This is a genomic window from Sporosarcina thermotolerans (assembly GCF_042658975.1).
GTDB classification, from domain to species: domain Bacteria; phylum Bacillota; class Bacilli; order Bacillales_A; family Planococcaceae; genus Sporosarcina; species Sporosarcina thermotolerans.
Genome location: NZ_JBHSRM010000009.1, coordinates 118,636 through 137,702 on the forward strand (window position 1 = coordinate 118,636; position 19,067 = coordinate 137,702).

Annotated in this window: 17 protein-coding genes and 1 pseudogene; 6 read left to right on the forward strand and 12 right to left on the reverse strand. The window is 41.1% G+C overall.

Annotated elements, in window-relative coordinates; all coding sequences use genetic code 11:
• Nucleotides 1-47 precede the first annotated feature (47 nt).
• Nucleotides 48-426, reverse strand: a pseudogene (locus ACFPZG_RS06040) (VOC family protein).
• 170 nt (nt 427-596) lie between these two features.
• On the opposite strand from ACFPZG_RS06040, the gene ACFPZG_RS06045 reads away from it, so the two are divergent.
• Together ACFPZG_RS06045 and ACFPZG_RS06050 are read left to right on the forward strand one after the other, a co-directional pair.
• Nucleotides 597-1,973 (forward strand): MATE family efflux transporter, encoded by a 1,377-nt coding sequence (locus tag ACFPZG_RS06045; protein WP_283733870.1) that lies wholly within the window; start codon nt 597-599, stop codon nt 1,971-1,973.
• A gap of 160 nt (nt 1,974-2,133) precedes the next feature.
• Nucleotides 2,134-2,850 (forward strand): polysaccharide deacetylase family protein, encoded by a 717-nt coding sequence (locus ACFPZG_RS06050; protein WP_283733869.1) that lies wholly within the window; start codon nt 2,134-2,136, stop codon nt 2,848-2,850.
• A 16-nt stretch (nt 2,851-2,866) separates the two neighbouring features.
• On the opposite strand, the gene ACFPZG_RS06055 is transcribed toward ACFPZG_RS06050, so the two are convergent.
• The 4 genes from ACFPZG_RS06055 to ACFPZG_RS06070 all read right to left on the reverse strand — a co-directional run bounded on the left by ACFPZG_RS06055 (nt 2,867) and on the right by ACFPZG_RS06070 (nt 7,073).
• A complete protein-coding gene (locus tag ACFPZG_RS06055; RefSeq protein ID WP_283733868.1) occupies nt 2,867-3,577 on the reverse strand; it encodes an endonuclease V in 711 nt (236 codons plus the stop codon).
• A gap of 306 nt (nt 3,578-3,883) precedes the next feature.
• Nucleotides 3,884-4,423: a cupin domain-containing protein gene (locus ACFPZG_RS06060; protein WP_381426441.1), complete on the reverse strand. Its 540-nt coding sequence runs from the start codon at nt 4,421-4,423 to the stop codon at nt 3,884-3,886.
• A gap of 98 nt (nt 4,424-4,521) precedes the next feature.
• Nucleotides 4,522-5,427, reverse strand: a complete 906-nt coding sequence (locus ACFPZG_RS06065; protein ID WP_317940907.1) for a M23 family metallopeptidase — start codon at nt 5,425-5,427, stop codon at nt 4,522-4,524.
• Between the two features lie 173 nt (nt 5,428-5,600).
• Nucleotides 5,601-7,073 carry a DHA2 family efflux MFS transporter permease subunit gene (locus ACFPZG_RS06070; RefSeq protein WP_455431219.1) on the reverse strand — a complete coding sequence of 491 codons (1,473 nt, stop codon included), beginning with the start codon at nt 7,071-7,073 and terminating at the stop codon, nt 5,601-5,603.
• A gap of 262 nt (nt 7,074-7,335) precedes the next feature.
• Here ACFPZG_RS06070 and ACFPZG_RS06075 point away from each other — a divergent pair, with 262 nt between their 5' ends.
• Nucleotides 7,336-7,839 carry a DinB family protein gene (locus ACFPZG_RS06075; RefSeq protein WP_283733866.1) on the forward strand — a complete coding sequence of 168 codons (504 nt, stop codon included), beginning with the start codon at nt 7,336-7,338 and terminating at the stop codon, nt 7,837-7,839.
• Between the two features lie 119 nt (nt 7,840-7,958).
• On the opposite strand, the gene ACFPZG_RS06080 is transcribed toward ACFPZG_RS06075, so the two are convergent.
• The 4 genes from ACFPZG_RS06080 to ACFPZG_RS06095 all read right to left on the reverse strand — a co-directional run bounded on the left by ACFPZG_RS06080 (nt 7,959) and on the right by ACFPZG_RS06095 (nt 12,585).
• Nucleotides 7,959-8,669 (reverse strand): phosphotransferase family protein, encoded by a 711-nt coding sequence (locus tag ACFPZG_RS06080; protein WP_381426442.1) that lies wholly within the window; start codon nt 8,667-8,669, stop codon nt 7,959-7,961.
• 276 nt (nt 8,670-8,945) lie between these two features.
• Entirely contained in the window at nt 8,946-10,472 is a 1,527-nt protein-coding gene (gene ahpF, locus ACFPZG_RS06085; RefSeq protein WP_317940909.1) for an alkyl hydroperoxide reductase subunit F, read from the reverse strand.
• A 209-nt stretch (nt 10,473-10,681) separates the two neighbouring features.
• A complete protein-coding gene (gene ahpC, locus ACFPZG_RS06090) occupies nt 10,682-11,251 on the reverse strand; it encodes an alkyl hydroperoxide reductase subunit C (RefSeq protein ID WP_317940910.1) in 570 nt (189 codons plus the stop codon).
• A 395-nt stretch (nt 11,252-11,646) separates the two neighbouring features.
• Nucleotides 11,647-12,585 (reverse strand): urea transporter, encoded by a 939-nt coding sequence (locus tag ACFPZG_RS06095; RefSeq protein ID WP_317940912.1) that lies wholly within the window; start codon nt 12,583-12,585, stop codon nt 11,647-11,649.
• A gap of 712 nt (nt 12,586-13,297) precedes the next feature.
• Between ACFPZG_RS06095 and ACFPZG_RS06100 the strand changes: the two genes are divergently transcribed.
• Entirely contained in the window at nt 13,298-13,609 is a 312-nt protein-coding gene (locus tag ACFPZG_RS06100) for a hypothetical protein (RefSeq protein ID WP_283733864.1), read from the forward strand.
• Between the two features lie 223 nt (nt 13,610-13,832).
• Here ACFPZG_RS06100 and ACFPZG_RS06105 read toward each other — a convergent pair whose 3' ends face one another.
• The gene (locus tag ACFPZG_RS06105; protein WP_317940914.1) at nt 13,833-15,077 is read right to left on the reverse strand and encodes a mechanosensitive ion channel family protein; all 1,245 of its coding nucleotides are present in this window, start codon (nt 15,075-15,077) and stop codon (nt 13,833-13,835) included.
• A 246-nt stretch (nt 15,078-15,323) separates the two neighbouring features.
• Between ACFPZG_RS06105 and ACFPZG_RS06110 the strand changes: the two genes are divergently transcribed.
• Nucleotides 15,324-15,779, forward strand: a complete 456-nt coding sequence (locus ACFPZG_RS06110; RefSeq protein WP_283733863.1) for a CoxG family protein — start codon at nt 15,324-15,326, stop codon at nt 15,777-15,779.
• Between the two features lie 56 nt (nt 15,780-15,835).
• Here ACFPZG_RS06110 and ACFPZG_RS06115 read toward each other — a convergent pair whose 3' ends face one another.
• Together ACFPZG_RS06115 and ACFPZG_RS06120 are read right to left on the reverse strand one after the other, a co-directional pair.
• Complete coding sequence (locus ACFPZG_RS06115; RefSeq protein ID WP_283733862.1) at nt 15,836-16,213, reverse strand: SET domain-containing protein; 378 nt, start codon at nt 16,211-16,213, stop codon at nt 15,836-15,838.
• Nucleotides 16,214-16,555: 342 nt separating this feature from the next.
• The gene (locus ACFPZG_RS06120; RefSeq protein WP_317940915.1) at nt 16,556-17,116 is read right to left on the reverse strand and encodes a TetR/AcrR family transcriptional regulator; all 561 of its coding nucleotides are present in this window, start codon (nt 17,114-17,116) and stop codon (nt 16,556-16,558) included.
• 228 nt (nt 17,117-17,344) lie between these two features.
• Here ACFPZG_RS06120 and ACFPZG_RS06125 point away from each other — a divergent pair, with 228 nt between their 5' ends.
• Nucleotides 17,345-19,051: a transglutaminase domain-containing protein gene (locus ACFPZG_RS06125; protein WP_317940916.1), complete on the forward strand. Its 1,707-nt coding sequence runs from the start codon at nt 17,345-17,347 to the stop codon at nt 19,049-19,051.
• Nucleotides 19,052-19,067: the final 16 nt, after the last annotated feature.

Below are 19,067 nucleotides of genomic sequence, written 5' to 3' on the forward strand. Positions count from 1 at the left end.
TGCCACCAACACAAACTAAAATGTGTAGGTGACAGGTCTAAAAAAGATTACTTCTTTTCAATTACAGCAAAATAATTATCCTCTTCATCAGCAAAATTAAAAATGTTTACCTGTTGGCAACTCCATCATCTCGCCAGTCTTAACTCCTTTATTCTTAAGAGCGTTAAAAAGCTCATCTACATTCTCCGTAAAGAACATTAACGAAGGTGTTCAAAGATTCAATTCAGGGCTCATTTTAGCAACGAACTCCTTATTGTGTATGACGATACTTGTCCCCCCACCTTCCGGAGCAACCTCAATCCATCGAAAACCTTGTCCATTATCTTCTTCCCCGATTACTTGAAACCCCAACTTTTCCGTCCAAAAACTTCGTGCTTGATCTTGATTCGTAACATATAACATGACTTGCCCCAACGTATGAATCATTCGCTTCGGACTCCATTTAATTAGTTTTAGGTATATAAATCAATTACATATTCAAATACTACCTTATACAGTATAATTTGTCATAAACATGCTTAAACATTTTTTATTGACACCATTCAGTATAGGAATTATATTTACCTTTACCTATTAAAAATGAAAAGGAATAAATTATGAATAATACACTTGTACGCGATGAAAAGGCATTAACGAAAGCGTTCATGAGTTTTCTACTACCGATTATGTTCGCGAATATTTTACAATCCCTTGGTCAGATTTTCGGGATGTTTTTAGTGGGGAGAAATTTGGGGGTCGATGCCCTCGCAGCAATATCCGCGTTCTTCCCGTTCTTCTTTTTTTTGATGGCATTTGCGATTGGCATTGGTTCCGGGAGTTCGATATTGGTAGGACAAACCTTCGGCGCGGGCAATATTGATAAAATGAAGCAAGTTGTTGGCGTCACGTTGGCAGCCACGACTCTTTTATCGATTGTCGTTGCCATTTTCGGTGGCGTATTCATTGAAACGATTTTGCGCATCATGCAGACACCGGAAAATATTTTTGCTCAAAGTGTTGCGTATGCCCGTATTTTATTTTTCACTTTACCAATTATGTTTATTTACATGGTGTACACGACTTTCTTACGGGGAGTTGGTGATTCCAAGACACCGTTCATTTTCTTGGTTATCAGTGTAATCTTAAACATTATATTTCTCCCTGTTCTTATGTTCGGGTGGCTTGGCTTGCCCCGTCTTGGTTTGAATGGTGCCGCGTATGCATCGGTTTTGTCCAACCTTATAACACTTCTATTGCTTTTACTTTATTTACACAAGAAACAACATAGTTTGCGGTTGGATAAAACGGTGTTGCAATACTTCAGATTAAAGAAGGATATTTTGTCATCCTTATTGAAACTAGCAATCCCGGCCAGTATAAGCATGGTGGCGATTTCGGTCGCTGAAATTGCGATCATCGGATTTGTGAACGTCTACGGATCCAGTGCGACAGCTGCTTATGGCGTAGTTAATCAGATTGGCGGATATGCACAAATGCCGGCGATGAGTATCGCGATTGCGACATCAGTATTCGTCGCACAAGCGCTTGGTGCCAGTTCCACGCAAATGATTCAAAAAATCCGGCAGATCGGTGTACGCCTAAACTATGTATTAGGCGGAATCATTATCGCCATTATGTATCTGTTTGCACAACCAATTTTAGGTCTTTTCATTGATCATGCTGAAACTCTTTCTATTGCAAAAGATTATTTATTCATTACGTTTTGGAGTTATATTATTTTCGGTCATATGCAAACTGTAACTGCTACGATGCGCGCAACAGGCGTTGTCCTCTGGCCGACCATCTTTTTGGTCCTTACGATTTGGGCTTGCGAAGTACCTGTCGCGTATTTCCTATCCCACCATACTTCCCTTCAATTGAACGGCGTTTGGGCTTCGTATGCAATAGCGTTCTGTGTGAATTTCATTGCCCAGTATACGTATTTCCAAACGAGATGGAAAAAGAAAACGTTACAGGTTATGTTGCGTGATTGAATGGTTTTCTAAAACCGAAAAATCAGGATCTCTCCATTTGGAAAGATCCTGTTTTTTTATAATAGCCATTTTACTTCTTCATACGCGAGATTGTATGATTAAATGTTTGTCCTCTACACTGTCATTGTTCCTAAGCTGCAAAGGAGGAGATTAGTAACTTATGAAAAAGAAAATACTATTCATTGGTACAAGTATTCTGTTGGTTTTCTTATTATTAGTGGGAGTGGGAACATATGAATTGATGAATTCCAGAGAATTTCAGTTATTTGGAGGGCTGACAAACAAAGTGGAAACGAATCAAAAAGTAGTTGCACTCACTTTTGATGACGGTCCAACAAAGAACACCGATGATATTCTCACATTATTAAAGAAGTATGATGTAAAAACGACCTTCTTTTTAATTGGGAATGAAATTGAAAAAAATCCCGAAATAACAAAGAAAATTTTAGACGAAGGTCATCAAATCGGAAATCATACGTATTCACATCAACGAATGATTTTTAAATCACCTTCTTTTATTAAGGAAGAAATCGAAAAAACAGACGATTTAATTCGCAGCATTGGATTTGAAGGAGAAATAGACTTTCGACCGCCAAATGGAAAAAAGATTGTCGGGTTGCCTTATTATTTATTCAAGGTGAAAAAAGATACAATAACCTGGAACCTTGAACCCGACATGATTTTAAACACCACTGATAAAATTGATTATATTAACAAGAATGTCACTCCTGGGTCCATTATATTAATGCATCCTATGTTTGACGAAAGTGGCGAGGAACTTAAAGTTATCGAAGGAATAATTGAATCATTATTAAATGAAGGATACACATTTGTTACAGTAAATGAGCTTCAGAACTTGAAAGATAATAATGATTAATAAACCAATTGGTTCATCATTGATCCTCCCGCCATTTTTGTCGCATAACCCTTGCCGCAATATCTGCTTCGCGAACAGGAATGGGCAGTCGACTTTCATACCCTGTCAGCGCAAGAGCTATCCTTGTCGAGGAGTCCATGTCAATTTGATTACCAGGAGAAATAAAGACTGGTTTTACGCTTTCTGATGTCCGAAGCACCCGGCCGATTATTTCTCCGCTTTCTATTATATCTGTAAAGCTGCCTTTCTCTTGATCGGGCTCCGTCAATTCCGAATCACCCACTTTAAAATACGTTTTTGCAACGCCGATAGTCGGGATTCCAAGAAAAAATGAAGCATGAGTTGCGATTCCCATCCTTCTTGGATGCAGTATTCCATTGCCGTCAAATAGAAAGAGGTCAGGTGAATTCTTCAACTGACTCGCCGCCTCGATGATCAATGGAAGTTCGCGGAATGCAAGAAAGCCCGGCATGTATAGAACTGTGATATGGCCGAGACTTTCTGCTCTCTCCATGATTTCCATTGTAGAGAGGTCGAAAACCGCGATATGACAGAACCCCATCTCTTTTCCATTCGCGTTTGAATAGGCCACATCTACACCAGCCACGGTCTGGATATCATGGAAGTATATTTGTCGGCTGACATCAACCTGTGCCGCCAACTTTTCCTGAATGGAAATGAATTCGCTGGGATTGATAGTAAGCGGATGTACAGGATAGATTTTCAATTTCCTCCACTTCCCCTTTGTTAAAAGCAAATGTCTTCTATTGAACAATGTGCCCAGCTGCCCCTTATTTTATAGATAAGGATTTCTTAGGGGGCATACTATCGAACAAAGGGCCATTCTTTTCTACAAGGGTCCATTCTTCTCCATAAGAGCTCATTCTTTCTATGCCAAGGTCCATTCTTCTCCATAAGAGCTCATTCTTTCTATGCCGAGGTCCATTCTTCTCCTGCCAAGGTCCATTCCGTGGAATAAAAAGTAAACAGCCACCTATGCATTTAGAATTGCATGGGTGGCGGTAGCATTCGTTCATTGTCCATATCCTTTTTCTTCTTCCTCAGCAATCGCCTTTGTCGCATGAAATGTCCCAAATGGATGGTGAGGAGGGGCGTAAAGTACAAATAGTTTCAATGGAGTAGGTCCTGTATTTGTAACATTATGCCATGTTCCGGCCGGCACTACTACCGCAGAATTCACGGATGCGTTTCGAACAAAATTCAGATTGTCCTTACTTGGCCCCATTTGAACAAGCCCCTGGCCTTGTTCAATATAGATGAGTTGGTCTGTATCCGGATGGATTTCCAATCCTATATCGTCCCCGACATTGATGCTCATTAACGTGATCTGAAAATGTTTTCCAGTCCAAAAAGCAGTTCGATAATTATTGTTTTGAATTGCTGCCGCCATCATATTAACAACAAATGGGTTTGGTCCATAATCTTGCAACGGAATCGACATATTACCGCCCGCTTGCCATTGTGTGTTTGGCTGTGACCATTGAACGGGCATCCCTTGGGGCATGGTCATTGGGACAAGATAGACCGGAATCATAGTAGGGTAATTATAAATCGTTCTCAATCCTTTCATTATCCTAATCTTCTTATCCTATGTCCCCTACCTAAAACAGGTGTCTGCCATTCGCAATAACAAATAGCAGAAATCGTTTTTCACTTCTCTGTTCTCATTAAGCTATTCCTCACCAAAAATCGATTATTAAACGTAATTGGCACGCCTTTCCCATCCAATTCAGCATGAATGTGCAAGTGCGGCTCGCTCGTATTTCCAGAGTTGCCGACCATCCCAAGAAGCTGACCCTTTTTCACTTCTTCGCCCTCAGTAACATTAACACTTCCATATTGCATATGCGCGAGGAAAATCGTAGCTTCATGTTGCTCGCACACTAAGGCAACATAGTTCCCTTCCGGATTTTCCGGATTCATTTCTGGTGGCGTCAGGTCCGGTAGGTCGTTCCTTGATTCGACAACTTTTCCATTGCATGGGCTGTATAGTTCATCCCCATAGATGGCGTATTTATATAAATCTTTCGGATAAAGGCCACTTGCACGTGTTCCGATTTTATTCAACTTCAGAACATCCAACGCGAACTTCTGACTCTCGTATGCATGATGGTAATTCAATTGCACACTATTTCCGCCATGACCGATAAAATATGTTCCTTGTTTAAGTGGGAATGCCAGCTCAATTGCCTCTTCATCGACGGTGTAACTCGGAAATACGAATGTGTTATATGCGCCGAAAACGAACAATAGGAAGACATGGATACCAATCGATCTTTTCTGGCTTTTTTCGTACTTTGCAGTGAACGGTAAACTGCGTATCTTTTTCCATGAAATAACTAAAGCAATGATAAATAGACCTAACCATAAGTAGCGGAAAAAATAACCGACCCAGCTCCAATTGCCAGACTGGAACAGCCAAACAAGTAACACAGCCGTAGTCAAAGCATCCAATAACCACTCCAACTTTGTCTTAAATGACGCTTTCCACAGTACCCCAATGAAAGCAACCGGCAGTACTATGAGCATGGTGATTGAAAAAATTATCCCAAACATCTTTTTTGTACCCCCTTTTCTATAGTAAAAGGCAATTTCCACTAAACTTTCTTTGAACCTACTATACGGTACATGTTCTTTTAAGTTTCAACAAAAAAGCCAACCGGGGTTATTTACCCGATTAGCTTCTCATTCAATAAATGTTGACTTCTTCTTAATATGCTCCCAAATACTTATTGAATAGTGGAAGCGGGCTTTTTCAAAAATAGAGACAGGATAATATTGATGACCGCTAATACTAAACCGATTGTGAAGACCATTGATGAACCAGAAGCTGCAGCTTCCGTCGGTACATTCGCAACTGTTTCCATGTAACTATTCTTTTTCGCAGTAAATATGGAGACGATTACTGCAATCCCAATTGCACCAGCGACTTGCTGGATCGTTTGCGTAATAGCAATTCCGTCAGGATAAAACTGACGCGGCAGGGAGTTTAGCGTGTTTGTCTGTACGGAAGCAAGCACTGCCCCAATTCCAAGCATCATGACGATAAACGTTACGACAATGATCCATAACGCCGTATCTGTACCGAATTGCGTATAGCTTGCATAACCAAGGGCTACCATAACGGTTCCCGGTGTTATGACCGCTCGCGGACCATATGTGTCGAATAAACGGCCAATGATGGGTGCGAGAATACAATTCAACAAGCTACCCGGCAACAAGATAAGTCCTGTTGTAAATGCTGCAATGACAAGAGCCATTTGCATATACATCGGCAAAATGACAAGCATCGACAGCATATTAAAGAATGTGATGAAACTCATGATGACGCCTAAAACGAAAAGTGGATAACGGAATGCTCTTAAATTCATCATTGGATGTTCCATTTTCATTTGTCGAATCGCAAAAAGGATAATCGCTAACACCCCGACAATAATTGCTCCAAGAACCGTTCCACTTGTCCAACCTTCAACGCCTGATACACTGAAGCCGTAAACGATACCACCGAATCCAATCGTCGAAAGAATAACAGATAATGCATCTATCGAAACTTTGCGGATTTCATTGACATTCGGTAAATATATGAATCCGAAGATTAATGAAAACAGCAAGAAAGGTACAGTAACCCAGAAAATATAATGCCACGAAAGTGTATCTAAAATAAGACCCGCTACTGTTGGACCAAGTGATGGACCAGCCAACATGACTAATCCCATAACGCCCATCGCAGCGCCTCGCTTATTCGGCGGGAAAATAGTAAAAATGACGTTTTGTGTCAACGGTAAGTTAATCGCGAGTCCAGCTGCTTGAATAACACGTCCTACGAGGAGTACACCAAATACCGGAGCTACTGCCGCTAATACTGTTCCTACGAGGAGAAGAACTACAGAAGTTATAAACATTTGGCGGGTCGTAAATTTTTGCATTAGGATACCTGATACAGGCACTAAAATCCCCAATGTTAAGAAATAGCCTGTTGCTAACCATTGAACCGTTGTAGGGTCAATCTTGAAAATCGAACTTAATTCTACGAAAGCAATATTCAAAGCCGTCTCACTAAATAGTCCTACAAAACCAGCTACTAGAAGTGCCGCCATGATCGGACCATTTTTGAATTGTTGCTTGGGTGTTGATGATGTACTCACTTGATAAAACTCCTTCAATGCATAATGATCTGTTGACGTTTTTGTATACAAAACCATCCAATTAGCTCAACAGGATTCTAACTATATCAGGAATTTTCTCGCCGATGTAAGTACTATTTTTTATTTTCCTCATAGCGAGTTCACAATTTGGACAAATTTATTGATGACAAAATAATTCTTCTAAACAAAAGAAGTTATCCAAATGTTGAGTGGTTAGCTTCTTCATTCTTTATATGCAATCAGGAATTTTAGGGCAAAGAAGGAGTTTGATAGACATTTCACGAAGCAGTAAAGGAATGACTATAAAGGAGATGTTAGTATGTTTACGACGGTTGAAGATTTTTTTACTCTTTGGGAACATGAAAGTAATTCTACACAGAAATTACTGGACACATTGACGGATGAATCACTGAGCACGGAGGTTTCGCCTGAAGACCGCACGCTCGGTCGAGTCGCTTGGCATATCGTGACAGCACTTGGCGACATGATGTCGCGCACAGACCTCGAGTTCGAGGCTACGAATCATAATTTGCCACTTCCGGAATCAGCGTCTGAGATTGCTGAAGCCTATCGCACTGTGAATGAAGCAATCATCGCCGCAATCAAAGAACAATGGACGGACAACTCTCTTTCCGAGATGAAAGAGATGTACGGACAACAATGGTCAGTCGGTACTGTACTCGGTATTGTCATGTCTCACCAAACGCACCATCGTGGACAAATGACAGTGCTCATGCGCCAAGCTGGACTGCCTGTTTACGGTGTGTATGGTCCAGCGCGAGAAGAATGGAAAGCGTTCGGCGCTCCTGTGCCAACAGTGTAACAGCAGGTACTTTTGTCGGTGCCTATTCGCCACGTATTTATGGTAATTCAATATAAGCCAACCTAATGTCGAATTGGTTGGCTTCTTCATTCATTTTATGCATTTGTCGTACCTGCAAATCACTCTACAGGACAGTAGTGATTCACTATATCTAATAGACGCTCCGTGCTTTCCATGGATACGTTCTCAGTTAGTCTAGCTCCCGCAAGAATCGGTGACCATTGCAAAATAGCATCTTTCTTCAATCCGGTCTTTTCACAATACAACCGTAAATAGAGTTCGGCCACTTCCGACGAAAGTTCTGAATACAAAAGATACGTCCGGCACACGTCAGCGCGGATATCTCCTGCACTCGCATCCACCCAATCGATAATCGTCACTTGATCTTCCGACATAATTAAATTCAACAAATGAAAATCCCCATGGCAAAGCATTTTTTCATACGTCATCGAATCCAACTTCTTTAGTAACTTCTCTTTTTGCCTATTTTCGAGTTGAGGGGCTGACTCAAGTTTATGACGTAATTTTTGGGACATTGATTCAAGTGAATCGGCATGAATCTCATGAATTTCTCGCTGTATATCAATGGAGATGTCTATGTAATACTCCGCCAGCTCCATGTTTTCAAGGAACAATTCCCCAATTGTTTTCCCTTTGATATATTCCATAACGATCGCTTGTTTTCCGTCTATTTTCGTGACATCTAAAACTTGTGGAACTGAAAGTCCACATGAATGAGCAAACCGCTGTTTATCCGCCTCATAAGACGATTCGGTTGGTGGCAAATAATCCTTAAAAACTTTTACGATTTTATTTTCATAAAGATAGATTTCCTGTAAAGATACTACAGATTAATCGTAAATAGAATCGCATAATTTCGCCGCAAGCTTTTTCCTGGAACTTACTTATCCATAAGGTAAAGGAAGGCATAATTAAGGTAGTTCGAAGGTCATGAAACGACGATAACTTTGTGACATTGACCGATAACGAGTTCAAAGTGAACGATAAACCTTCGAAACTGACCGATAACTTTCCGAAACTGACCAATATCATATAAAGGACGTAAAAAAACCAACCGGCGATAACCGGTTGGTTGGTGTCTTCAATTAATTTCTTACAAGATAATCAACCGCAGCTAATGAAGCAGTTGCGCCGGATCCCATGGAGATGATAATCTGCTTGAACGGGCTGTCCGAGCAGTCTCCTGCTGCAAATACGCCAGGAACATTCGTTGCACCGCGCTTATCAACAAGGATTTCACCGAATTTATTGCGCTCAACGGAGTCGCCGAGCCAAGCTGTATTTGGTACAAGACCGATTTGGATGAAGATTCCGGCAATCTCAATATGCTTTTCTTCACCTGTTTCGCGTTCAACATACGTAACACCGTTTACTTTATCCGTTCCCGTAATCTCTTTCGTTTGAGCATTCGTTACGACAGTGACATTCGGCAGGCTACGTAAGCGCTCTTGTAAAACAGAATCAGCTTTCAACTCGGAGTTGAATTCAAGTACTGTTACATGAGTAGTATAACCTGCAAGGTCGATTGCCGCTTCAATACCGGAGTTTCCGCCACCAACAACCGCAACGTTTTTACCTTCAAATAATGGACCATCACAGTGCACGCAGTAAGCGACGCCTTTATTTCTGAATTCTTTTTCTCCAGGAACTCCGATATTTCTCCAGCTTGCACCCGTTGAAAGGATAACGGATTTACTCTTTAGAACTGCACCGTTTTCCAATTCAATCTCGATAAAGTCTTTCTTCTCGAGACGTTTCGCACGTTGCAAGTTCATAATGTCGATATTATATTCTTTTACATGCTCTTCAAGGCTTGCCGCAAGCTTCGGACCTTCCGTGTGATTCACACTAATGAAGTTCTCAATTGCAGCCGTATCCAAAATTTGTCCTCCGAAACGATCTGCAACAATACCTGTGCGAATCCCTTTACGAGCCGCATAAATTGCGGCACTCGCTCCCGCTGGACCACCACCGACAACAAGTACATCAAACGGTTCTTTATCCTCAAATTCAGATGCATCCGGTCCGTTTCCAAGTTCAGCAAGGATCTCTTCAATCGTTTTACGGCCATTTGAGAACGGCTCGTCGTTAAGGTATACAGTCGGAACAGCAAGAATGTTTTTGCTTTCAACTTCTTCTTTAAACGCCGCACCATCAATCATCGTATGCGTGATGTTAGGGTTCAACACGCTCATAAGGTTAAGTGCTTGTACAACCTCGGGGCAGTTTTGACAGCTCAAGCTAATATATGAATCAAAGTGTAATGTATCTTTAATATTTTTCACTTGCTCGATCACTTTATCATCCACTTTTGGAGCTCTACCACTTACTTGCAGTAAAGCAAGAACCAATGATGTGAACTCATGGCCAAGTGGGACACCAGCAAATGTAATGCCTGTTTCTTCTCCAGGACGGTTTACAGTAAAGCTTGGTGTTCTTTCCAAGTCTACTAATTCTACTTTAATATGTGTTGACATCGTAGCTAATTCATCTACAAGCGACGCCATTTCGCGTGACACTTTGTCTTCACCAACACTAACTTTCAGATGGACATCGCCCTCCATCAATTCAAGATACTGGGCTAATTGTGCTTTTATATTTGCTTCTAACATGTAATCTACTCCTCGACTTGTACTTTATCTATAAAAAACTCGGCTTGAACGCCTTAGATTTTGAATCGAATTAAGAAGCGCGTTTGCAGTCCAGTAGCGTACTGGCCTCGATTCAAAATCTAAGACATCCACCAATATCCATTAAAAAACAAAGGGCCCCTTTCCCTTAAAAGGGAGGGGCCTTCCCTGTTATCATTCATGTAGTGAAATTAGATTTTACCTACAAGGTCAAGGCTTGGCTTAAGTGTTTCTTCGCCTTCTTTCCATTTTGCAGGGCAAACTTCACCTGGGTTGTTACGAACGTATTGTGCAGCTTTGATTTTGTCGACAAGAACGCTTGCGTCGCGTCCGATACCGTCCGCATTGATTTCAACTGTTTGAACAATGCCGTCTGGATCGATAAGGAACGTACCGCGTTGTGCAAGGCCCGCTTCTTCATCAAGAACGTCGAAGTTACGTGAAATCGTTTGTGAAGGGTCACCGATCATAATATATTCCAGCTTGCTGATCACATCTGAATGATCGTGCCAAGCTTTATGTGTAAAGTGTGTGTCCGTTGAAACGGAGTAAACTTCAGCGCCAAGTTGTTTTAGTGTTGCATATTGATCTTGAAGATCTCCAAGCTCAGTTGGGCAAACGAATGTGAAGTCTGCAGGATAGAAGCAAACGATGCTCCATTGGCCTTTTAGGTTCTCATGAGTTACATCGATGAACTCACCTGTACCGCTATTGTAAGCTGACGCTTTGAATGGTAGTATTTCTTTTCCGATTAATGACATGTAAAAATTCCTCCTATTGATTTAATCATAGTTAGTTTAGGTCATTTCATCAAAACCTAACCCCAGCAATAAAAAAGTTGTAGATCTTGCTGCTTAACTATAATAATTCTAATTACATATTCATTATCATTTAGTTGTCGAATTTTGTCAACTGATACACTTTGATTCATCACAAACCTTTTATATCAATAGTTACAGAGATGTGACATGGCACAATTCATTCGATTTTTAAGCCGAATTATGTTTTTAAATTGATAGTATTTCTCAACTACATAACAGTGTTATCAATTATTGATTATTCCAAAGATGGTAAATATACATAATATAATAAAAATATGATGATTTCCTAATTAAAAGCAGTTAGGAAACCATCATATTTTTAGCAATAAGACCTATCAGGTGTGCCGCATCATCATCCGTGCACCTATAAAAATCGAAGTACTTAAAGCAAACGGCATCGTCAAAGCAGGTAATCCGAAAGGTAAAAGCACGGTATCGACACTTCCAATAAACACAACCGTCACAACGCAAGCGATTATCGCACTGTATCGCGAGAGCCGGTTCGCACCGTCCCGGAAAACTATCCCAACAGCAAGCGCTGTCAAAATAGCATTATAGCCGTACAGCCCTGCATCGATGAGCGTATGTTCACCACCAAGTATGTATGCGGTAAAGATACCGATGAAATTACCGGCGAGCGCATACAACCCCATCTTCCAACTCGCAATGAAGATTCCTAAAAAAAGTAGCAATCCGGCAACTAACCCCTGCAGAAAGAAAATTTGTCCGGCCCCGTCAAAAAAAGCACTTAACCAATGGATTTCCCCGGCAATCTCTAACTTCCAGTGCGATACATTTTGCGGCATTAGTTCGTCCGTCAATTTAAATGCTTCGAATCGATACGAAGACAACATGAAGAGCCATGTTGTCACGATATACGGAAATGTCAATGTCGGCATACCGGCAGGCTGCAGAAATCTCATTACCGAAGCAGTAATTGCAGCCGAAATGACCGCACCGAATAAAGCAATCCCCCAACTCACTGGCCCTTCTAAAAACAGAAAGAGCGCCATCCCTGTCAACATGGAATTATATCCATAAAGCCCCCGTTCAACAATCGCCGGATTCCCACCGCCTAAACGTCCGAAAAGCGTGCCGACCGCTGCCGAAAGAAACGCCATCAAACCAAGTTGTAGGGAGGTAATCATGATTGCAGTCAATATGAATAGACCCGTCACCCAATTTTCGATTAAAATTACCTGGGAGATGCCTTTCATCGTTGCCAAAAGTAAAGGAAATCTTTTTCCGACTCCTTTCTTTCCACCGCTTTCCATACCGATGCTCCCCTTCTTTCACCTTTTTCGTTCTCATACCCTAAGACGATATATAGTAATCCCAACGGCATTGCTTTTTAATCACTTTTTATCCTTCTTACTATTGGCATCCCGTGCTGCCGTGTCGACAAGACAAAAGAGCCGCTTCACTCAACACAATCGTTGAAGAAGCGGCTTACAAATCGGCGAAGATAACGTTTTGAAGACGTGCGATCCACTTCCCAACGCCTGTGCACCACACATTTAGGACAATTCGATAAAAGTTATTTACATGCAGAAAGAAGCCGACCGAATATAGACCTGGTTGGCTTCTTTGTTTATTTTATGCAATTGTAGTAAATTATCTGACCAGAGTGTTGCACAGGCACCCAAACATGATATTTGACTTTTTCACATACGAATTGGGTGCAATTCTGATTTCAACACTTGAATCCTCCAAAATGTCTCATGTGACCGCAGTGGCATCCTCCAAAATGTCTCATGTGACCGCAGTGGCATCCGTGATGACCTTCAGGGAAAAAATTTATAGGTTGAACCATCGGTTGAACCATCGGTTGAACCATCGGTTGCACCATCGGTTGAACCATAGGTTGAACCATTTGGTGATAACCTACCGGAAATAAATTTAAACGTTGAACCATCTCGTTATGATCTTCAAGGAACAAATTTACATTTTGAATCATTTGTTCGTGTCCCATAACGTGATGTCCCATTGGGTACCCTGTTGGACGGCCTACATGTTGACCATGCGAAACGTGATGATAATGGTGATGAATGTGCTCATGGCGATGCTCTTGGCGACGCTCCTGGCGGTGCTCTTGTCGGTGCTCGTGGCGATGCTCGTGGCGATGCTCCTGGCGATGCTCTTGGCGATGCTCTTGGCGATGCTCGTGGCGGTGCTCGTGACGGTGCTCGTGACGATGCTCCTGGCGATGCTCCTGGCGATGCTCATGCCCGCGAGGAGCTTCTTCTGTATTTCTCATATTTACCCCCCTTTTCAAAGACTCTTAGTAGATTATGCTAGGCAAATAAAACTATTTAGACTATAACCCATGTTTACATATAATGAATAGCCCCCCAAAAACCAGTCTTCTCTGTGCCCTTTTTAGTGCCTGTGCACCACTTTTAAAAAAAGTTATTTAAATGCAAAAAGAAGCCGTCCAAATATTGACTTGGTTAGCTTCTTCATTTTTTATGCAATTGCAGAGAATTATCTGAACGGAGTGCTACACAGGCACCCAAACAATTCACTCACTTCTTACACCCTGACTCAACGCTTGAAAATCACTGCCTGCTGGATTTTGAAACACGCGGAGTCCGAACTCTCCCGCAACTGCAAACAAATGATCAAAAATATCAGCCTGTACATTTTCATATACAGCCCATTGAATACTGTTCGCAAAAGCATAAATCTCGATAGGCAAACCATGTTCACCGGGGGCCAACTGACGGACCATTAACGTTTTTTCCTGATGAATGCCCGGGTGCCGTTTAATGTATTCACTTATATACGCCCGAAATACCCCTATATTGGTCAGTGCCCTCCCGTTGACGATATTGCTGCGGTCAACCTTATTTACATGATTATAATCCTCGATTTCTTTTTCACGATTAACAATATAATCCTTAAGGTAGTGTATCTGCTTAAAATGCTCCATCATTTCCTCCGTGCAAAACTGGATGCTTGATGTGTCAATATACAATGAACGCTTAATACGTCGCCCACCAGATTCCTGCATACCGCGCCAGTTGATAAATGAATCCGAAATTAGCGCGTAACTCGGAATCATCGTCACCGTCTGATCAAAGTTCCGTACCATGACCGTGTTCAAAGAAATATCGATGACATCCCCGTCTGCCCCGTATTTCGTCATTTCAATCCAGTCGCCTACTCGCACCATATCATTAGCTGATAGCTGAATACCCGCAACAAGCCCTAATAAGGAATCTTTAAACACTAACATGAGCACTGCTGAAATGGCACCGATCCCGCTTAGCAGGATAAGCGGACTTTCACCGACAAGAATCGCAATGACTAACACAACGCCTAAAATAAATGTAATGATTTTGACAACTTGAATATACCCTTTAATCGGTTTCACTTTCGACACTTGGAACGTTTGGTAAATATCATTCACAGCGTTTAATAAACTATTGATTACAGTTAGGGCCACTATAATAATGTACACCCAAGCCGCTTTTTCAATTAATTCCCGATAAGCAGGAAACTTTGTTGCAAACGAAAAAATAATAATGGCAGGTACGATATGAGACAATTTGCGGAACACTTGACGTTCCAACAATATATCATCCCACTTGAAAGTATTCTTCTTCACGATATGCGTGATGAATCGGACAACCACTTTTTTTGTAATCAAATTCGCGACAATACAAATCAACGCGATAAAGATGATCATAATACCATTTGTTAGGTAGCCAACCCATGCTTCATCAACGCCGTAACCCAACAGTCGGTTACGAATAAAGTCCATCGATTTCCCTCCATCGTCTACAGTCTACTTTCCATTATAACAGAATTGGGAGGGCTACTCTTTTTCCGAGTGCCGCCCTTTGATTCGCTTAGTAAAACGGGGGAATGGATCCTTGACTATATTATCCCCCATTATTCAGATGACTTTTCGGTACCTGCTCCACATTAAGCCATGCATATTTGTAACAAGCAATTGCGTAATATAAGCGATGATGAAACGTTCTACTAGAAGAGGAGGAACGATTGAATGCCAAGCGGTACACACAGCACGGAATTGGATTTACCGATTAAAAAGATATGGGATTTTGTCAGCGATATGAACAGATGGGCTCCGCTCGTTCCTGGTTATATCGAACATACGATTTTAAGCAACACCCAATCGACGTGGACATTCAAAGGCGATATAGGCATTGTGCAAAAAACGGTCAAATTGCAAATCGACGTTACAGAGTGGAGGGAACCTAGTTTAGTCACATTCGATTTGAAAGGTGTGCACGATAACTTTGTGGGCAATGGCCACTTTAAAGCAGACGCGACGTCGAATTCTACAACATTGATGCATGGGAATTTGGACATTGCCGCAAAGGGAGTAATGGGACCGATGATCAATGCAATATTAAAATCATTCATTCCAAAAACAGTCGAAGAGTTCACAAATGCAGTTGCAGAGGAAATTACGAACATTGAATTAAAAAGAGTGTAAATCAATCAAAAAAGAGTGGCAGTCACCGATTGTAACTCGGCAACTACCACCCTTTTTTATTGTTGGTCAAACCATAGTGGTTCATTGTCATCCACTTCACCATTATAATTGATTAGAATTTCTTCCCCTGCTTTTATATCTTTATAAGCATAGAAGTCAAATGTATGTTTTTCAAAACTAATCTCATACGTTGCATTCGGCGTATATGAATGATTGAATAGCATCCCATATCCAAGAAGGATTGCGGTATGATTAATCCCATACTCAAAGGCATAATCAGCAAGAAGTGTTTGCTCAATATGTGAATGTTGATCATTTGGATAGGCAATAACAGGTGCTTCGTGTAAAATTGCACCTTTTTTGATATCACAAGTTGCGAATACCCCTCTGTTGAATTCTCCGTCACTTAGTGCAGATGTCTTTACTTCAATCATCTTGCTCACCTACTCACTTATAAAATTTACTTTCTAACTATAACATTAATCAACACAGTTAGGGATATTTTATTTTTTCGGAACGTAGGCGAAGCACTTCATCGTTAATGAATTCAATCATTCTAAAAAAAGCCTTCCTAGCAGATCCCTCATTCACTTCATCCACCTTAAAGGAAGCCGTTTATCCGATCCGGACAAAATACAGCAAAGCCCTCTTCCGAAAGTCGGCTACAAAACATCTTCATATGTTCTTCACACCATAGATTTCGTGTAATACAATAACTGCATTTTGGTTAGAATCGGGGATTATTATCAAATTGGATGCACCCTTGTCTAATTGTCCTAAAATCCAAAACCAATTCCGGAAATGATATAAGGAATGGCTGATTTGATATATGTCTCTGGCTGAACATTATTACTTCTTTTCCATTCTATTGAAGCCCCGTAAAGTCCCCAGCTTAACATGACCGCAGTAAGTTTTAATCCATTGTCATCTGCAGTAGACTGCTGTTTTACCAACATTTTATATAAGATGACTTCAAGTTGGTCCCGAATAATACGGGCAATCGTATCTTCATATCCCCTATGGCAACGGTTTGATAACGCCATTTGAAAATTGGTGATCACTTTAAAAATGTCTACCAATGTTTCCTCATTTAATTCGTTATTTTGGTACGTGTTGCAATTCAAATCAATTAATAAAACTTCTGATAATGCCTTTTCCAATAAGTCGTAAATATCTTCAAAATGATAATAGAACGTGGCTCGGTTAATCATAGCCTCGGCTGTAATATCCTTGACGGTAATATCCTTGAATTCCTTCCTACCCGAAAGTTCTATAAAAGCATCCGTTATTAATTTACGTGTGCGAAGAATTCTGGGATCCACCTTAGTTTCAGTCATTTTTTCATCCCCTTACTTTATAACCATTTTCTTAACTATATTGGATTAACGACAGTTCCGCAAAACTATTGGTTTAGATCATTTAAATTATGACTTAACTATCAATTTTTGATTGTGGTTAAGAGAATAGGACAACTATTTACCCCAACCTATAGGCTTACGATTTTATTTCAAAAACTTGCTATAGTAAAGATATCCAAAAATTTCAAGGGGGTAAATCCGACGCTTATGAAAAAAAGATATATACTGATGGGTTCATTGATGTGTCTACTTTTATTAGGCGCTTGTGCGAATAAATCTGCTTCTGTGGATGAATCGCAGTCAACGCCCGTTCAAAAGCAGGAGCAAAAGGAAGATTATGAAGCAGCCATTGAAAAGAAAAATGCTGAACTTGAAATGACGCCTTTGGAACTGACGAGCTATAGCGAAGAAGTGGGCGCTACGTTGATAGAACCGACCCACACAAACTTTGCGGTAAATGAATTCGTCACAGTTGAAGGAACGGTTGAAAATCAGGAACAATTACAAGAAAACTATGTATGGATCAAAATCAAGTTTGACGGAGAAGCGACTTCCGACGACTCGATGGAATACTATGCACCTATCCAAGACGGTAAATTTAAGCAGGATGTTAGGCTGTTCAACGGGGAGGGCGAATACCGGGTAACTGTGATGCTCCCAAGCAAGGACCAGAAAAATTATTATTATGATCTTGCAAAATTCACTGTGTTTAATGTTAACCCTGCTATGGAGCGAGATCTTACGTATACCCCTTTTGCTCAGGAAGCGGGATTATCGCTTCAATCTCCGGACAGTGGATATGTTAAAGAAAGCGAGATTTTTAAACTAAAAGGGAATATCCCCTCTATCAAGGGACCAAACGAAGCAGTGATGCTTGAATTAAAAAAGGACGGAGAAACATGGAAACATGTACTTCCTGTTAAAAACGGCAAGTTCGCGTATGACGTCCCTTTATTTTACGGAAAAGGGGTCCATGAATTAAAAGTTTACGTACCTGACGAGGAAAAAAATAACTATTTCCAGGCAGGCACAGTTCTTTACATCGACAATGAATCTGAACTTATCACTGAACCGATTCAGTACATGACGACCTATCAAGAACGTGGTGTCAATCTCACTTATCCAACGGCCGGCGGTGAAGAGACCAATTTAACGTATCGCATAAAAGGCACCATTGACAAAGATGCCCCATTTGCAAAAGAGACGACGCATCTTTATATTACGACGAAAAAAGATGGCGAGGAGGCTTTATCTGTCATTCCAGTAAAGGATTATTCATTCGATGATGAGTTCTATTTGCGCTTCGGACCGGGGACGTATGAAGTAATTGTGAGTGTTCCGGAAATAAAAGAGAAGAACAGTTCCAAGTTTTATTATGAATACGTTGCCCAATTCACAGTTGAAAGCACAGGCACTAAGGATCAACGTGATTTATTGCCATCACGGGGAGTTCAGTCCGATGCCCCTGAAATTATCGCGATTGCGGAAGAACTCATAAATGATGGAATGACAGAACGAGAGAAAGCGAAGGCAGTCTATGAGTTTACGGCAAAGTCGATTGCCTATGACGTTCAAAAACAGAAAAATAGCGAGTTTGAGTGGGATGATAGTGCACTAAAGGTACTCGAGCTTGAAAAAGGGATTTGCCAGGACTACACCTATCTTGCCCTCGCATTGCTTCGTGCGTCTAACATGGAAGCTAGATATATAGCTGGAACAGCTGGAGCGGGCTTCAATTTCTCACGCCACGCATGGGTGGAAGTGAAGGTCGATGGCGAATGGCTAACGATGGACCCTACTTGGGGCGCTGGTTATGTACAGAACGGCGAATTCGTTGCGAACTACACAGAGGAATACTTCGAGCCGGATGAGGAAGCATTTAAGACGCACTCCCGCCACGGAGTGCAATATTGATAAAACGAGCGATTTC

What these genes read in the sequence shown, in the direction of transcription:
- ACFPZG_RS06045 (WP_283733870.1), top strand. Translation starts at nt 597, where the DNA reads ATGAATAATACACTTGTACGCGATGAAAAGGCATTAACGAAAGCGTTC.
- ACFPZG_RS06050 (WP_283733869.1), top strand. Translation starts at nt 2,134, where the DNA reads ATGAAAAAGAAAATACTATTCATTGGTACAAGTATTCTGTTGGTTTTC.
- ACFPZG_RS06065 (WP_317940907.1), bottom strand. Translation starts at nt 5,427, where the DNA reads ATGTTTGGGATAATTTTTTCAATCACCATGCTCATAGTACTGCCGGTT.
- ACFPZG_RS06070 (WP_455431219.1), bottom strand. Translation starts at nt 7,073, where the DNA reads ATGGTTTTGTATACAAAAACGTCAACAGATCATTATGCATTGAAGGAG.
- ACFPZG_RS06075 (WP_283733866.1), top strand. Translation starts at nt 7,336, where the DNA reads ATGTTTACGACGGTTGAAGATTTTTTTACTCTTTGGGAACATGAAAGT.
- ahpF (WP_317940909.1), bottom strand. Translation starts at nt 10,472, where the DNA reads ATGTTAGAAGCAAATATAAAAGCACAATTAGCCCAGTATCTTGAATTG.
- ahpC (WP_317940910.1), bottom strand. Translation starts at nt 11,251, where the DNA reads ATGTCATTAATCGGAAAAGAAATACTACCATTCAAAGCGTCAGCTTAC.
- ACFPZG_RS06095 (WP_317940912.1), bottom strand. Translation starts at nt 12,585, where the DNA reads ATGGAAAGCGGTGGAAAGAAAGGAGTCGGAAAAAGATTTCCTTTACTT.
- ACFPZG_RS06105 (WP_317940914.1), bottom strand. Translation starts at nt 15,077, where the DNA reads ATGGACTTTATTCGTAACCGACTGTTGGGTTACGGCGTTGATGAAGCA.
- ACFPZG_RS06110 (WP_283733863.1), top strand. Translation starts at nt 15,324, where the DNA reads ATGCCAAGCGGTACACACAGCACGGAATTGGATTTACCGATTAAAAAG.
- ACFPZG_RS06115 (WP_283733862.1), bottom strand. Translation starts at nt 16,213, where the DNA reads ATGATTGAAGTAAAGACATCTGCACTAAGTGACGGAGAATTCAACAGA.
- ACFPZG_RS06120 (WP_317940915.1), bottom strand. Translation starts at nt 17,116, where the DNA reads ATGACTGAAACTAAGGTGGATCCCAGAATTCTTCGCACACGTAAATTA.
- ACFPZG_RS06125 (WP_317940916.1), top strand. Translation starts at nt 17,345, where the DNA reads ATGAAAAAAAGATATATACTGATGGGTTCATTGATGTGTCTACTTTTA.